Below are 15,545 nucleotides of genomic sequence, written 5' to 3'. Positions count from 1 at the left end.
AGAGGTAAGGACAAAGTTGCTCATCCCTCCTCCGCACAGCGCGCGATAATTGTGTCGAGGAGCCAGCTTGTGGCGGGGCCGGGGCGGGCGTCTTTGCGCCATAGGGCATAGAGGCGGTAATGGACGGGACCGGCTTCTGGGAGCGCGAGTTCGACCAGCCGACCGGCGGCGAGATCCTCTTCGACCATATGGCGCGGCATATTGCCCCAGCCAATGCCTTCGAGCAGCAGCGCATGTTTGGCACCAAGGTCGGCCAGCCGCCAGGTGCGTGGACTTAGCACCGAAAAATCGCGGCCCTCGGTGAGCGGGGAGCGGTCGGTCAACACCAGTTGCAGATGTTGCGCGGTCGCCCCCGGCGCAATTCGGTCTTCCTTTCCGGCGCGCGCAAGCGGATGGGTCGGGGCGGCCACCGGCACCAGTTCGACCGCGCCGACCTGACGCCGGTCCATGCCCGCAATCGCGATCATATCGGGGCCGGAGATGGCGAGATCGGCGCGGCTTTCCGCTACCAATGCCGCGACCGCGCCCAAGGCTTCGACATGGAGCCGCAAATTGGTGATCGGGAAGGCAAACTGGAAATCGCGCATCACGCTCGCAATCATCTTCATCGGCACCATGACATCGACCGCAAGCGAGACTTCGGTTTCGAGGCCCTGCCGGATGCCGCGTGCGCGCGCGACCAGCCCGTCGGCCTCGTCCTTCACCCCGCGCGCATCGGCTAGCAGCGCGCGGCCCGCATCGGTCAGCACCGGACGGCGCGACCCTTCACGGTCGAACAGCATGACGCCAAGCTGCGCCTCCAGGGTCGAAATGCCATAGCTTACGACCGACAGCGCCCGGCCGAGCTTGCGCGCGGCCGCGTTGAAACTCCCCTCATCGGCAACAGTGAGGAAGATGCGCAATTGGTCCAGTGTGGGTTGGCCGACATCCATGGATTCACCTATATTCTACTAATTTGAACATTATGTCCCGTTTTATCGCAGTTTTCAGATTGCTCATCAACTGCCAATTAGGGGCCAACACAAGCCACCCCGATGATGAAGGGGAGGCACAACAGCCCCTCCTCCTTCAGGGGAGGGGCAACGTAGACTTAGGTCTTGAGCGATAGCGAAAGGCCTTAGTCGAAGTGGGGTGGGGTCTATCTGTCTGGCGTTGTGCTTGCGGACAGGCCCCACCCCAACCCCTCCCCTGAAGGGGAGGGGCTTAGTAAGGAGCAATATTATGATTGAACATCGCCCTTTTAACAGCCTCGGTGCGGCCAATCATGGCTGGCTCGATGCCCATCACCATTTTTCTTTCGCCGATTATCATGATCCGGCGCGGACCAATTGGGGGCAGTTGCGCGTGTGGAATGATGACACGATTGCGCCCAAGACCGGCTTTCCGCCGCACCCGCACCGCGACATGGAAATCATCACCTATGTCCGCAAAGGCGCGATTACCCATGAGGATAATCAGGGCAATAAAGGTCGCACCGAAGCGGGCGACGTGCAGGTCATGTCGGCAGGCAATGGCATCGCCCATTCGGAATATAATCTGGAAGATGAAGATACGCAGATTTTCCAGATCTGGATCATTCCGGACGAGCGCGGCGGTGAACCGCATTGGGGCGCACAGCCTTTCCCCAAAGGCGACCGCGCCGGCAAATTTGTAACGCTGGCATCGGGCATCGAAGGCGACGACAGCGCGCTCCCGATCCGCACCGACGCCCGCGTTCTGGGCGCGACCATCAAGGCGGGCGACAGCGTCACCTATGACACCAATGCCAGCCGCCACCTCTATCTGGTGCCCGCGACCGGCAAGGTCAAAGTGGCCGATGTCGAAGCGGTCGCCCGCGACGGCATCGCCATCACCGGACAGGCGAGCGTCACCATCACCGCGCTGGAAGACAGCGAACTGGTATTGGTGGACGCGCGGTAACGCAAATCTCCCCTCCCGCTTGCGGGAGGGGTATTTGAGACAGCCCCTCCCCTGAAGGGGAGGGGAGATGTTGCCACTCAAAACTTTACCTCTAATCAAATTCCACCTTTCTTCCATCCTCTCCCAACCATAACAACACCAAGGAACTTCATCCCATGTCGAACGCCGTCAAAATCGCCGTTGTCATTGGCAGCCTGCGCAAGGACTCTGTCAGCCGTAAGGCTGCGCAGGTGCTGGCGAAGCTTGCGCCCGCTTATGCCACGCTCGACATTGTCGAAATCGGCGATCTGCCGCTTTACAATGAAGATGTCGAAGCCGCGGGTGCGCCCGAAAGCTGGACGCGCTTTCGTGAAGAGATTGCCGCGCATGATGCGGTGCTGTTCGTGACGCCCGAATATAACCGCTCGCTCCCCGGCGCGCTCAAAAATGCGATTGATGTCGGATCACGGCCTTATGGCGAGGCGGTGTGGAACGGCAAGGCCGCTGCGGTCATGAGCCTGTCCCCCGGCGCGCTCGGCGGGTTCGGCGCGAACCATCATGTGCGTCAGGCATTGTCCTTCTTTGAAATGCCGGTAATGACCCAGCCCGAAGCCTATGTCGGCAACGCGTTCGGCCTGTTCGATGACAGTGGCGAATTTGTTTCGGACAACAGCAAAGCCTTCTTCCAGCTTTTCATCGACCGCTTCGTCGAATATGCCGGGCGTCACCGGAAGGCGCACGCCTGATCAGCGGATAAACGGGCATAATCCCCGTCAAAAGGGGCGCAGAGGCAACAGGCTTCTGCGCCCCTTTTTCATATGCCCCCAACCGGACAAGTGAATATGTCCGGACAACTATGGGTAAAATATATTTTTACGTACGCTTAAAAACAGGCAATTTTCCGTGCAATTCCTAACGGAAACTATCCATTTTCAGCTCCTATATTTTGGCATCATTTTGATGCGACGGGTTGCGAAGCAGGGGCTTTATGGTCCAAAGGGCGACCGAATCTTATCGTTTGGAGGTCGTTTTGAGCAAGATTGATGAAAAATTGCAGCCCGTTCTGGACGAAGTATTACGCCGAAATGCGGGCGAGGCGGAATTTCATCAAGCGGTGCGCGAAGTGCTGGAAAGTCTGGGCCGCGTCGTTGCCAAACATCCCGATTATGCCGACCATGCGCTGATCGAGCGGATTTGTGAACCCGAACGCCAGATTATTTTCCGTGTGCCGTGGGTCGATGATGCAGGGCAGGTGCAGATTAACCGCGGTTTCCGCGTGCAGTTCAACTCCGCGCTCGGCCCCTATAAGGGCGGCATCCGGTTCCACCCGTCGGTCAATCTGGGCATCATCAAATTTCTGGGCTTTGAACAGATTTTCAAAAATGCGCTGTCGGGGATGCCGATCGGCGGCGGCAAGGGCGGGTCGGATTTCAACCCGCGTGGCCGCTCGGATGGCGAAATCATGCGCTTCTGTCAGGCGTTCATGACCGAATTACAGCGCCATCTGGGTGAATATACCGACGTTCCGGCGGGCGATATCGGCGTTGGCGGGCGCGAAATCGGTTATATGTTCGGCCAGTATAAACGGCTCACCAACCGCTATGAAGCGGGCGTCCTCACCGGCAAAGGCCTGGTCTATGGCGGGTCGCGCGCGCGCACCGAAGCGACCGGATACGGGCTTGTCTATTTCGTCCAGCAAATGCTTGCGACCAAGAAGGATACGATGGAAGGCAAGCGCGTGATCGTTTCGGGATCGGGCAATGTCGCCATTTATGCTGCGGAAAAAATCCTCGAATTTGGCGGCAAGGTTATCGCTTGCTCGGATTCCAACGGCTATGTCGTTGATGAAGACGGCATTGACCTCGACCTCCTTAAAGAAATCAAAGAAGTGCGCCGCGAGCGGCTCTCCGAATATCCGGCCTTACGCGGCGGCCGCGCCCATTATGTCGAAGGCGGCACCATCTGGGATGTGCCGTGCGACATTGCGCTCCCGTGCGCGACGCAGAATGAACTGACCGGCAAGGATGCTGCAACGCTTATCAAAAATGGCGTGAAGGTGGTCGGCGAGGGCGCAAACATGCCCTCGACCCCTGATGCGGTCGAACTGTTCCAGCAAGCGGGCGTGATGTTCGCGCCGGGCAAGGCCGCCAATGCGGGCGGGGTTGCGACTTCGGCGCTCGAAATGCAGCAAAATGCGTCACGCGATAGCTGGTCGTTCGAGCAGACCGAAGAAAGGCTCGCGCAGATTATGCGCGACATTCATGACCGCTGCTGGGAAACCGCCGACGAATATAGCTCGCCGGGCAATTATGTGCTGGGCGCGAACATCGCCGGTTTCGTGCGCGTTGCCGAAGCGATGCGCTCGCTGGGGGTGATTTAGGACGGGTATTTTGACAGATAGCGGCACGCCCGCGTCCTCGGACGCTTATGGGCCAGGATGCTGCTAAGTCATGGATTCCCCGTCATAAAGGCGGCATAATGTCGCTTTTATCCTATACAGGCGGGCAGCAACTGGTCATGCTTCCCGACAGCCTGAATGGAGACGAAAACCAAGAGCGCACCCACCTTTTTTGCGCTCTTTTTTCCGGACAGGGGGATCCGGTGGCGGACAGGGCCAACGCCTGTCCGCCACCATTTATTTCGGGTAAGCTTGCCGCCAAGGCGCTGACCTTGTTTGCCCGATGATGGCACTCCCGATGATTACGCTAAGGTGCTGCCGCGCTGCCCGACCAATCGGCGCTAACTGTCGATGGCGCGCAGAAACAGGCTGTTGAGCACGCGCCGCTTTGCCTGTGAGACATCATAGTTTTTGTCATATTCTATCAAAGCGGCGCAGGAAAATTGCGTGCTGCGATCGGATGCGTCCTTGGCGCATTGCTTGAGCCAGCGCGCGTTGCGCGCGGCTTCCCGCTGGTAGAGCGCGCGCCCTTCCGCGCACACGGTTTGCGCATTGTCGCTGCACCCCATTGCGAGCGCAATATAGGCCGCATAATTGGCCATATCGCGATGTCTGGGGGCCTGCCCGTATTTTTCCAATGCGGTTTGCGCGAAGAAATGACAGCCTTCCGCGTCGATCATCAAAACATCATTATGGAGAAAACAGGCTCGTGCGAGCAGGCTCCATGCCTTGTCATAATCGCGCGGCATCCCGGTGCCGGTAAGCGCCATCCAGCCAAGATATTTACACGCATAAGGGCCTTCGCCGGGATCGGTTCCGTCGCATGCACGGGTAAAGCGATCCTGCGCGCGGGCATAATTGCGCAGCTGCCGGTTGTGCAAATAAAATTTGCCCGCATCATAGCAACCCGCCGTGTTAAATTTGGCAGCGCAGGACATATCATAATGGCCCAAGGCGGCGGCGAGGTCGCCCGACCGCTCCATTTCGGCCCCGCGGCTCCAGCAGCTATCGACGTTGAACGTCTGTTCGCATGGCGGCGATTGGCGCGCGGGTGCGGGATATTGGATCGTATAATTGGGGAAGGTCTCCCCGGTCGAATCGGTCTTGCGGCCCTCGGCAATCATGACTTGCGTCAGTTTTTCGGGGATACGCTCGATAGTCGCTTCGCGGCAGACAAGCTTGGCCAATATTTTCCCCGCACGGCTGACGGTCACATGACCGAAGCGGTGGTAAGCGGTCGGGTCGGGTTGAAGCTTGTCCCGGAATCCGGTGGTGAAGCGATAAAAAGTGTCGTGGTTGCGGAATGTGATGGTTTCATCAATCGTCGAACCGATACCCCGCGCGCGGCGATAGTCCAGGTCCATCAGCCGCTCGCGCAAGGTTAATTCGGGCGCTTGTCCCGGCGTGCCAAAGCGGTAAACGGCCTGCGTCCCGGCAAGGGCAATCGTGGCTTCCCGGCTGCTGCCCTCCATCTGGCAGCGCAGGATGACCTGCTCCGTTTGAGGCGTGTCCGCCCGCGCGGGCGTTCCTGAAAGGAATGTGGCAATCAGCATCAGCATCAGCACCAGCGCCAAGCCCAGTCCAAGCCATGCGCTGCTTTTGTCCGCTCCGTGGGCAATATATCGCATCCCGTCCCCTCCGCCTTGGCTATGCTAGCGCGAATTATGGCGACGGACATGGCAACGGGCAAGCGTCATTTGATGTTTTGCATAGCCCTTCCACGTTCTTAAATCCCTGAAACAAAATAGCAAAAAAGGCCGCCTCCTTTGCGGGAAGCGGCCTTTTCTTTAGCGATGATGCGTGCAGAGTTTAGAAGTGCATCACCACGCCGCCCATCGGGCGGATCGAGTTAAAGTCGGTGGTATTGGCTTCAAGGCGCAGGCGGATGCCCGAATTGCCCGTCACCCCGCCAAGGCCGATATCCTTGGGGCCGACTTCGACACCCACGCCATAAACGGGGTTGCCGATCGACTTTTCGCCGGGTTTCATAGCGGGGCGACCAACATTGTCGCGGTCGAACGTCACCCATTCGCGGCCATATTTGCCGTAGATCATGCCGCTTTCGCCCGCACGGACACCGGCACGGCCAGCAACGCCATATTGCCAGTTAATGTCGCCAGCGACGCCCTTGGCAACACTACCTTCCACGCCGACAAAGACGGGACCAAGCGGCACGTTCACACCAGCAACGCCTTCGACCAAGGTGCCGCTATATTTGCCGCCATTAGCCTTGGGATAAATGTCCGATCCCGTGGTATCGCGGTCAAACATCGCATGGCCGCCCTGAATGCCGATATAGGGTTCAATGCCGAACGCCTTGGTGCCGTCGGGAGCGGTCGGTTCGGCTTCATAGGTGGTAGCGGTTTCAGTAGTATCCTGGGCCATTGCTACGCCCGGCACAGCAAAAGCAAGCGTTGCAGCGACGGCCGAGAGCGGAGCCAAAAATGTCTTACGCATAAAAATATCCTTATACTTTCTTCATCGTAGCGGGCGCTGATCCGGCTTTCGGACCGGGCGCCCGGTTAGCAAGCACAGCTCTCCCGTCCGCCGGAACGCCCTTTTAAAAGAGCCTTCCGGCGCCACTCTTTTGGCGAGTGACAGAAGAACCATAGTCGCCGCCGACCGTTAGTTGGCGCGGGGATAAATTGCGCACCAAGTGTCACGGCGGTCGATACTGTACAAACGATATGGGGCTGCGGAAGTTTCCTTCAACCCGTCGCATTTATTGCATTGCAGCAAAAGCGGTGAAACTGTCTCTTTAGGGCAACAGTTTCTTAACCTCACATAAATCTGCGATAAACGGAAGATGAACAGAGGGGGGCTTGGCTTAACGCAGATTAATATTGTGCAAGGCAGCATGAGACGGATGGGGTATGGAGAGCGATGGGCCGTGGACTTCGATAAACGGAAATGGCGGGGTGACCGGCAAACAGGAGGGTCGTCGGCGTCTCCATTTTATGTCGATCGAGACGCTTTATAATGCGGTGGACGGAGCGGGAATATGCGCCGAACGAGCGCCGATATGCGGGAACCGCGTGCGCAGAGCAATCGTTGAAGCCCCATGACCAGAATCACAGCCCCGCCCGCTTTTTCTCGCCCTACGCCTTATCCGGATGGCCGTGCGTTGCGGCGCTTGGCGCTGCTCGGCATCGCGGCATCAAGCAGCCTTGCGCTTGCCGCCTGCCAGCAGCAAGCCGCGCCCGCACCGGACGGGTCGGATGGCAGGGGCGATACGCCCGATACTATAGCGCCGGATACGGCAACCCCTGCCGCCTCGGTTGGCGGCGCGGCGTCTGCTGATAATGGGGCGGGGGCAGGTGCGGTGCCGGAAGGGCAGGGGGCGGGCGACACACCGCCCCCGGCGACACCCCCCGCACCTAAAGGCGAAACCGCGCTTGATCCGCCAGCGCCCGGCGAAGTCGGCGGGCTTCCCGACGACCGCACGCCGGTTGCGGAAGGCAAGATCGACCCCAAAAGCCCGCAAGGCGCGGCGCAGCGCCTGCAAAATTATGCCGCGCTTTTGGAAGAGGGCAAATATGGCGATGCCTTTGCGCTGTGGGGCGATAGCGGCAAATCCAGCGGCATGAGCAAACAGGCCTTTATCGACAGCTTTGCCAAATATAGCGAGGTCCATGCGCTGGTCGGCGGCCCGCAAAATCCGGAAGGCGCGGCGGGGTCCATTTATGTGACCGTGCCGATGCAGCTTTATGGACGGTTAAAATCGGGCGACACCTTCAACATGGTGGGGCCGGTAACGATGCGGCGCGTCAATGATGTGCCGGGCGCCTCATCCGCCCAGCTTCGCTGGCATATCACGGACAGCAAACTCAAACCGGCGGGTAAGGTTAAGGAAGTTCCGCTCAAATAAGCGCGATAGATTGCGAATCGGTACGAATCGCTTTTTGCGAGTCGCAGGCCGCGATTATCCTCTATTGTCGCTCGACTTCACTTGTTCTGAAGGCGCGATAATCATGGCTTGCGTGCAATAAAAAACGGGCCCGAAAACCGGGCCCGCCTTAGGATAAATTGAAGTAAAACCGTTGTTTAGACCCGGCGACCGGTTTGAGCGGAACCACCGCCGCAAACCCAATCCCAGAAGTCCCAACGCGTGCCCTGATCGGGGCGTTTGCCGTTGTTCATAAAACCCTCCGTTATGAAACACAGCATCTCTGCTGCACATCAATGTTAATCTTAACAGATAAGGTTTACAACTTATTAAGGATATTTATTAAGCGGCCTCAAGGCCTTGACTTACAAAGGCAAGAAATTCCTTTTTTGTCATAGCTTTGGCAAAATGATAGCCTTGTGCCCTGTCGCAGCGCAGACGGTGCAGAAGTAACGCCGTCTCCTGATTTTCAACACCTTCGGCCACGACTCGGAGGCCCAAAGCATGGGCCATCATGATAGTCGAGCGCACCATATGATATTCGGGATTGCCATCGCGCATGGTCAGCACAAATTGTTTGTCGATCTTCAATTCGCGCACTTGCGAGGATTTCAGATTTTCAAGCGTGGAGACCCCGCTACCATAATCATCCGCCGATAGTTCGACGCCAAGACGGCGCAACGCACCCAATTCCCTTTCGAAATTGGGAATGTCGGCCAGACTGGCGGTTTCGGTAAGTTCGATAGTAAGCCGCGCCGGATCTCCGCCCATTTGGACAAAATGGCGCGCAACCATGACACTCACGGCATCGTCGGCCAATTGGCGCGGGGAAATATTGACGCTCCATTGCAAGGCGGGGGCCTTGCGGGCGAGCGCGCGCATCATCTGTGCAACATCGCCCAGCACAAATTCGGTGAGCGCACCAAGCTCTCCGGCCTTTTCCGCAGCACTGATAAACAGCGCAGGGTTGAGCAGGCCTTTGTCGGGATGGTTCCAGCGAATGAGAGCTTCGGCTCCGACCACCATGCCGGTCTTGCAATCAAGCTGGGGTTGATAGGCAACCCAGAAATCGCCGCGCGCCAGCCCTTTGTTAATCTCGCTCGACATGGTGAGGCCCCATAAAGCCTCGCTGCGGTCTACCGGATTATTCTGGACAATACGCACGCCCAAACCGTCACGCACCGCCGCCATTGCGCCTGCAATACGGGCGCGTAAAGGCAGCTCTTTCTGCATATCGACGCCGAAAAAGCCTTCGACCTTCACATCATCGCCATTAATCCAGGTCGGCATCCGCACCACCGCATGAAGGCCATGCAAACGGTCCCGGATTTCTGTAAAACTCGCGGCCTCCTCGCCCCAGAACAGGCAGTTGGCCTGACGGTAAACCGGATGGTTGCCGATCGCGAAGGAAACACGCCGATGCAGACTGTCCCAGATTTTCTTCTGGTCTTCGGCTGTCAGCGTCGAGCGGATTTGTGCGTCATTATTGATAACAAGGCAAACCAAGGCCGCAGCGCCTGAAACCCCTTCTTCTTCTGCGCGCGCAACACTACCAAGCCCGTCAATCTCGTCGTCCAGCGCCTGCTTCTTGATGCGGTCAAAGCTCCATGCGGCGGATAATAAGGAAAAGACGAGAAGCGCAGGCAATATCTCGATATTCAAATTCAGATAAGTGGCTGCTACCGGCAAAAGTATAAGAGCCGTAATCCATCCGATCCGGGCAAGAATTTGCATACGACGCCGTTTGAAGCTGCCGATAGCATAAGCAATGCCGATGGAAAGCATAAAGGCCGGAAGCCATCCAATGGCGAAAGGCTGGCCGCGCTTCAAAGTTTCCGCACCTGTAATGGCGATGAACATACCCGCCGTACGGTCTCTCAAAGGCGTCGCAAATATGTCGCCGATCCCGGCATCATTGGCACCAATCAGTACAGTACGACCTTGAACCTTGCTGCCCAACCGGTTGCTTAAAACATCAGCGGCACTCAAATAAGGGATAGTGGCCGGATCGATAGCATAGTCGATCATGACCTTATTGTTAGATTCAGGTTGGATGAAGTTGTCGCGCGCAAGCACGACAGGCAAAGCCGGACGCTCCACCCCTCCTATGCGAACGGAAAGATCATAGGACTGGACAAGACTTCCAAACCAAACATTAGACGTTGCAGATGCGAACCGGGCGTGGTCGCCAAATCGCCGCTCGCCATATTGGGAGTCCGCACTATCAACAGAAGGCATGATGAGTAGCCATGTTTTTTTGTTGTTTCGGGCTAATGCGTCTGAAAACGCAGCATTGCCTTCAGGGGTGCCAGCCGCGTCAAACGCGAAATCGAATACTACGCGTTTTGCCCCCGCTGCATAGAGATTGTCCATTAGCTCCGCATATCGCGTGCGGTTCCACGGCCAAGCACCAGCTTGCACCAAGGCTTTTTTGTCGATGCCGACCGCGACAATATCGCCCGATGCCGGAACGGGGTCAAAATAATAGCGGCTCGCGTTCAATATCTGGTCCAGCGGTTTGCCCAGCCCTATCAGGCCGACAACGCTGCTCAGCACCAGAATGATTACCAAAGAACGATATTTACGCCACATATTATGCCCAAACCGGTTGCGGTCACGGGCACATTAGTTTTGATAGTTTACTATATACTTAATATGATATTAGGGAATAAAATCAAACTGATGGAGCATATCGGTAACTATAAGGCGCGTGATTTAATCGTATAAAAGCCATGCCTTACGCCGTTCGGCAAAGGCCGAAAGCGATTCTTGCCAGCTTACGATTAACCTTTGTGCATCAGCCCCCTTTTGCAAAGCGGTGCGCAGCCTGGAATCGCCCGACAAAAGGTCGAAAAAGGGGGGTGCGCCTTCCAAAAACTGCATCTTGTCAGGATAAAGCCGCAGCAAGGCGGCGATAAGCGTCACCGCCGCTTCCACCGGACGGTAACGCGCGGGGTCGGTGATGCGAAGGCGGATCGCGCCGCAATTCTGCTGTTTATATCGCGCGGCGACGGGCGTGACTTGGCCATAGTGCAACACCGCTCCCGCCAGCGCATCCGCGCCGATATGCGCAGCGAGGCGGTCCGTTTCCAAAAAGGGCGCGCATAAGGTCAGGAAAGGCGCATCGGTGCCGCGTCCTTCGGACATGCTCGTCCCTTCAAACAATACAGTTCCGGCATAAGCGCGGATCGCCTTAAGGCTGCGCAAATTGGGGGAGGGTGCAACAAAGGGAAGGCCGCCTGCACCAAAAACCTCTGTTTCCATAGCGCGCCGCCAGCCCTGCATCGGCAAGACCGTGAGCGCGGCATTGATGGCGGGTTCTTTTGCGCGCGGCTCGCCATTCATCATCCGCGCGAGTTCGCCCAGCGTCAGCCCGTGGCGCAACGGAATTGGCCAGACGCCGACAAAAGAAGCGAGCGCCGGATCCAGCACTGGCCCTTCCATGACAACCCCGCCGAGCGGATTGGGCCGGTCATTGACAAAAACCGGAGTGCGGGCCGCACGCGCGGCTTTCAACACTTCGAGCATGGTCGACGCATAAGTATAGGGCCGCGCGCCGACATCCTGTAAATCGACGAACACCGCATCCACCGCATCGAGCATCGCGTGGCTAGGGGTTTTGCGCGCGCCATAAAGGCTATGGACCATAAGACCGGTTACGGCATCACGGTCATCGCCCACATGGTCACCAGCTGCCGCCATCCCCGCCAACCCATGTTCGGGCGACCAGATAGCGGCAAGCTTAACCCCCGGTAGCTGCGCCAACACATCAATCGACCGCCGCCCTGCGCGGTCCACACCGGCGGCATGGGTGAGGATAGCAACGCGCTTGTTCCGGAACAAAGTTGCCAGTTCGTGCGGTCGGTCAAGGGCTGTGGCGAGCCGGACAGGCTTGCTGTTCCCGGTAAAGCCCATGGGCGCACAGGCCGCGACAGACATGGACCCTGCAACATATGCAGCCCCTGCGGCATATAAGAAGCGCCGACGCGGGACAGCATGGTCCATTAAACCTGTTTCGCTGCTCTTGGCCAAAACTTATACATCTCCTTGGAACATGTGCGAAAGATAGGCTTGCTCCGCCGCATCATCGCGAAGGGAGACGAGGAAATCGTTCCATGCGCGCGCTTCGAACGCGACAATGCCCGTTTCCCACACGCAAAGGGTCGGGCGCAGAGCTGCAGGCGGGCCGGGATTGGCGGGTGCAAAGGGTGCAAATCCGTCCATGCCTTTATCGGTATAATAGACCGCCTCCCAGATTTCATTCGCCCCGCGCCACAATTGCAGCAACAGGAAATGGAAATCCGCGCCACATTTGTGGAGGACAGCAAAGCCCAGATCATCGGCCTCTGCCACAGCGGGCAGTGCATGGCTTTCGAGATAGGCCCGTGCCTGCGCCTCTATTTCCGGCAGGATGCGCGCATCATCCGCATAAAGAGCATAGCATTTGACCCGCGCCCGCGATGCCTCCAGCACCGTACGCGGCTGCGCACATTTCTGCTTGTGCCGATAATCTGCCGGAACCGCTATCATAGCCTCTTTTTCCTTCGATCCATGCGCTTGGGGTTGCAATATGCCGACGATGCCGACATCGCAATTTTTAACAAGGAAAAAGGGCAGGATCGATGAGCTTCAACACTTTCGGGCGGGTGTTCCGCTTTACCACTTGGGGGGAAAGCCACGGGCCAGATTTGGGCGTGGTGATTGACGGCTGCCCGCCGGGGATTGCGCTCACCGAAGCCGACATCCAGCCCTTCCTCGACAAGCGCCGTCCGGGGCAATCGAAGTTCACCACCCAGCGGCAGGAAGCCGATCAGGTCCGCATCCTGTCCGGCGTGTTTGAAGGGCGCACCACCGGCACGCCGATTTCGCTGATGATCGAAAATACCGACCAACGCTCCAAAGATTATAGCGAGGTCGCGCTCGCTTATCGGCCCGGCCATGCCGATTATGCCTATGACGCCAAATATGGCTTTCGCGATTATCGCGGCGGCGGACGGTCGAGCGCGCGCGAAACGGCGGCGCGCGTGGCGGCGGGGGCGGTTGCGCGGCTGGTCATCCCCGAAGTCAGCATCACCGGCTGGGTGAGCGAAATTGGCGGCGATGCAGCGCAAGGCTTTGATGCGGCCCTTATCGACACCAATCCCTTTTTCGCAGCCGACGCGGACGCTGCCACGCGCTGGGAAGCCTTGGTCGATGGCGCGCGCAAAAATGGCTCGTCGTTAGGTGCGGTCGCCTCCTGTATGGCAACCGGCGTGCCTGCAGGATGGGGCGCACCGCTTTATGCCAAGCTCGACAGCGAACTCGCCTCGGCGATGATGAGCATCAATGCAGTGAAGGGCATCGAAATCGGCGACGGTTTTGCAGCCGCAACTTTGCGCGGCGAAGACAATGCCGACCCGATGCGCCCCGGCGCGGATGGCAAGCCGGTGTTCGAGGCCAATCATGCGGGCGGCATTGCGGGCGGTATCTCGACCGGCCAGCCCGTCACCTGCCGCGTCGCGTTCAAGCCGACCAGCTCGATCCTCACCCCCGTCCCCACCATCACGCGCGAAGGCGAGGCCACCGAAATCCGCACCAAGGGCCGCCACGACCCGTGCGTCGGTATCCGCGGTGTGCCGGTGGTCGAGGCAATGATGGCGCTGGTGCTGGCCGACCAAAAACTACTCCACCGCGCGCAATGCGGCTAGGCTGAGCGCCGCGAATTGCCGCGCTCCACCTCCCCTTGTTAGGGGAGGATGCGGGCACACAGATACGCATTTCCACCCCTTCCGATTTGCATAATCGGCCCCGAGCCGACATACTCAGACCCAAGCCCAAAAAGGGCCTATCCCACGATAAGGGAAGTGAGCGGGGGCGCAGGAAAGGAATGCGCATGACCGGACCGGTGCCGATGGACGCGGCTGTGGAAACCGAAGAAATGATTGTAAGGGACGGCCCGGATGGTGCTGGCCCGGATACGCCCAAGGCAGGCGGGCTATCGCTGCAATGGCAGATGGTGATCGGCTTTATCGTCGGGCTGGTCGGCGGTCTTATCGTTTATTTTACCGCACAGGATGCCGCGTGGGTCAAATGGGTAACGACCTATATTACCGGCCCCATCGGCCAGATTTTCCTGCGGCTCCTGTTCATGCTGGTCATCCCCTTGCTCTTTTCCGCGCTCGTCATGGGCATTGCGGAAATGGGAGAAATCCGCTCGTTAAAGCGCGTCGGCATCCGCACCTTGCTTTATACAGTGGTAGTATCGACCATCGCGGTCGCGGTCAGCCTTGCCTTTGTTAATATATTGAAACCCGGCAAGGGCGTGGACCCGGTTGTCGCCAATGAATTGCTCGCCAATGCGGGCGATGGCGCGCGCTCGATCATCCAGCGGTCGGGCGATGCGCCGACCGGCATAGACGCGCTCGTCAATATCGTGCCGTCCAACATCGTCACCGCGATGAGCGCCAATGACATATTGGCGGTGATGTTCTTCGCCCTGTTTTTCGGCATCGGACTGGTGCTGGTCAATACGCGCGCGACCCGCACCTTGAAGGATGCGGTCGAAGGGATTTTCGACATTTCGATGCGGCTTATCGGCATTGTCATCCGCATGGCGCCGGTTGCGATTGCCTGTTTCATGTTCAATTTGGCCGCCGTGTTCGGATGGGATTTGCTGGTGCGCTTGTCGGCCTTTGTCGGCGTGGTGCTGGCGGCGCTCGGCTTCCAGATGTTCGTAGTGTTCCCGCTCATCCTCATGCTGCTCGCCAAAAAATCACCGGTCGCCTTTTACCGCGAGATACGCGATGCGATGATTATCGCCTTTTCGACCTCTTCATCTAATGCGACCTTGCCGACCGCGTTGCGGGTGGCCGATACCGAATTGAACCTGCCGCGCCGCATTGCGCGCTTTGTCCTCACCATCGGGGCGACCGCCAACCAGAATGGCACTGCGATGTTCGAAGGCATTACCGTGCTCTTCCTCGCGCAGTTTTTCGGGGTAGATTTGACCTTGCAACAGCAAGCGATGGTGATGCTGGTGTGCATTTTGGGCGGCATCGGGACGGCAGGCGTGCCGGCCGGATCGCTCCCCGTCATCGCGCTCATTTTAAGCATGGTCGGGGTCCAGCCCGAAGGCATCGGCTTGGTGCTGGGGGTCGACCGTTTCCTCGATATGTGCCGCACCACGCTCAATGTCACGGGCGATCTGGTGGCAGCGCAGGTCATTTCCTCATGGGAGGAAAAGGATGGCGGGGAAGCCCCCGATACCGCGCCTGATTATCTACCGGACATTCCGCCCACCCCCGCGCCGTCCGTCGCAAAAGCACCGCCGCCGTAACGCAGTCTGTTGCAATTCCTTAACGCTTCCGCCAAACCCCGACGATT

The 15,545-nt window shown here is 58.4% G+C and carries 13 protein-coding genes; 7 read left to right on the top strand and 6 right to left on the bottom strand.

Annotated features, from left to right (window positions below):
- Positions 1–20 precede the first annotated feature (20 nt).
- On the bottom strand, positions 21–932 hold the full coding sequence (locus tag DMP17_RS09425) for a LysR family transcriptional regulator (protein ID WP_337828819.1): 912 nt from the start codon (positions 930–932) through the stop codon (positions 21–23).
- Between the two features lie 289 nt (positions 933–1,221).
- Between DMP17_RS09425 and DMP17_RS09420 the strand changes: the two genes are divergently transcribed.
- The 4 genes from DMP17_RS09420 (at position 1,222) to DMP17_RS09405 (ending at position 4,584) form a co-directional block, all read left to right on the top strand.
- On the top strand, positions 1,222–1,920 hold the full coding sequence (locus DMP17_RS09420; protein ID WP_337828818.1) for a pirin family protein: 699 nt from the start codon (positions 1,222–1,224) through the stop codon (positions 1,918–1,920).
- A gap of 155 nt (positions 1,921–2,075) precedes the next feature.
- The gene (locus DMP17_RS09415; protein WP_337828817.1) at positions 2,076–2,645 is read left to right on the top strand and encodes an NADPH-dependent FMN reductase; all 570 of its coding nucleotides are present in this window, start codon (positions 2,076–2,078) and stop codon (positions 2,643–2,645) included.
- 293 nt (positions 2,646–2,938) lie between these two features.
- Positions 2,939–4,279 (top strand): NADP-specific glutamate dehydrogenase, encoded by a 1,341-nt coding sequence (gene gdhA, locus DMP17_RS09410; RefSeq protein ID WP_443217877.1) that lies wholly within the window; start codon positions 2,939–2,941, stop codon positions 4,277–4,279.
- 98 nt (positions 4,280–4,377) lie between these two features.
- Complete coding sequence (locus DMP17_RS09405) at positions 4,378–4,584, top strand: hypothetical protein (RefSeq protein WP_337828815.1); 207 nt, start codon at positions 4,378–4,380, stop codon at positions 4,582–4,584.
- A 54-nt stretch (positions 4,585–4,638) separates the two neighbouring features.
- On the opposite strand, the gene DMP17_RS09400 is transcribed toward DMP17_RS09405, so the two are convergent.
- Entirely contained in the window at positions 4,639–5,925 is a 1,287-nt protein-coding gene (locus tag DMP17_RS09400) for a hypothetical protein (RefSeq protein WP_337828814.1), read from the bottom strand.
- Positions 5,926–6,106: 181 nt separating this feature from the next.
- Positions 6,107–6,754: a hypothetical protein gene (locus DMP17_RS09395; RefSeq protein WP_337828813.1), complete on the bottom strand. Its 648-nt coding sequence runs from the start codon at positions 6,752–6,754 to the stop codon at positions 6,107–6,109.
- A gap of 604 nt (positions 6,755–7,358) precedes the next feature.
- Here DMP17_RS09395 and DMP17_RS09390 point away from each other — a divergent pair.
- Entirely contained in the window at positions 7,359–8,165 is an 807-nt protein-coding gene (locus DMP17_RS09390; protein ID WP_337828812.1) for a hypothetical protein, read from the top strand.
- Positions 8,166–8,525: 360 nt separating this feature from the next.
- On the opposite strand, the gene DMP17_RS09385 is transcribed toward DMP17_RS09390, so the two are convergent.
- The 3 genes from DMP17_RS09385 to DMP17_RS09375 form a co-directional block, all read right to left on the bottom strand.
- Positions 8,526–10,754 (bottom strand): EAL domain-containing protein, encoded by a 2,229-nt coding sequence (locus tag DMP17_RS09385; protein WP_337828811.1) that lies wholly within the window; start codon positions 10,752–10,754, stop codon positions 8,526–8,528.
- Positions 10,755–10,898: 144 nt separating this feature from the next.
- Positions 10,899–12,122 (bottom strand): exo-beta-N-acetylmuramidase NamZ family protein, encoded by a 1,224-nt coding sequence (locus DMP17_RS09380; protein ID WP_337828810.1) that lies wholly within the window; start codon positions 12,120–12,122, stop codon positions 10,899–10,901.
- Between the two features lie 96 nt (positions 12,123–12,218).
- Positions 12,219–12,713, bottom strand: coding sequence for a hypothetical protein (locus tag DMP17_RS09375; protein WP_337828809.1), 495 nt, complete (start codon positions 12,711–12,713; stop codon positions 12,219–12,221).
- Positions 12,714–12,805: 92 nt separating this feature from the next.
- Between DMP17_RS09375 and aroC the strand changes: the two genes are divergently transcribed.
- Positions 12,806–13,870 carry a chorismate synthase gene (aroC, locus tag DMP17_RS09370; protein ID WP_337828808.1) on the top strand — a complete coding sequence of 355 codons (1,065 nt, stop codon included), beginning with the start codon at positions 12,806–12,808 and terminating at the stop codon, positions 13,868–13,870.
- A gap of 185 nt (positions 13,871–14,055) precedes the next feature.
- Positions 14,056–15,498: a dicarboxylate/amino acid:cation symporter gene (locus DMP17_RS09365; protein ID WP_337828807.1), complete on the top strand. Its 1,443-nt coding sequence runs from the start codon at positions 14,056–14,058 to the stop codon at positions 15,496–15,498.
- Positions 15,499–15,545 lie beyond the last annotated feature (47 nt).

It is taken from the genome of Pseudonocardia sp. TMWB2A, from assembly GCF_017312135.1.
Note: the sequence above shows the minus strand (reverse complement) of the source record. Positions and strands in the feature narration are given on the sequence as shown.

Bases quoted from the DNA above. Each gene is read 5' to 3' on its own strand.
- DMP17_RS09420 (WP_337828818.1), top strand. From the start codon at position 1,222: ATGATTGAACATCGCCCTTTTAACAGCCTCGGTGCGGCCAATCATGGC.
- aroC (WP_337828808.1), top strand. From the start codon at position 12,806: ATGAGCTTCAACACTTTCGGGCGGGTGTTCCGCTTTACCACTTGGGGG.
- DMP17_RS09380 (WP_337828810.1), bottom strand. From the start codon at position 12,122: ATGTCTGTCGCGGCCTGTGCGCCCATGGGCTTTACCGGGAACAGCAAG.
- DMP17_RS09365 (WP_337828807.1), top strand. From the start codon at position 14,056: ATGACCGGACCGGTGCCGATGGACGCGGCTGTGGAAACCGAAGAAATG.
- DMP17_RS09415 (WP_337828817.1), top strand. From the start codon at position 2,076: ATGTCGAACGCCGTCAAAATCGCCGTTGTCATTGGCAGCCTGCGCAAG.
- DMP17_RS09425 (WP_337828819.1), bottom strand. From the start codon at position 932: ATGGATGTCGGCCAACCCACACTGGACCAATTGCGCATCTTCCTCACT.
- DMP17_RS09400 (WP_337828814.1), bottom strand. From the start codon at position 5,925: ATGCGATATATTGCCCACGGAGCGGACAAAAGCAGCGCATGGCTTGGA.
- DMP17_RS09405 (WP_337828815.1), top strand. From the start codon at position 4,378: ATGTCGCTTTTATCCTATACAGGCGGGCAGCAACTGGTCATGCTTCCC.
- DMP17_RS09390 (WP_337828812.1), top strand. From the start codon at position 7,359: ATGACCAGAATCACAGCCCCGCCCGCTTTTTCTCGCCCTACGCCTTAT.
- DMP17_RS09375 (WP_337828809.1), bottom strand. From the start codon at position 12,713: ATGATAGCGGTTCCGGCAGATTATCGGCACAAGCAGAAATGTGCGCAG.
- DMP17_RS09395 (WP_337828813.1), bottom strand. From the start codon at position 6,754: ATGCGTAAGACATTTTTGGCTCCGCTCTCGGCCGTCGCTGCAACGCTT.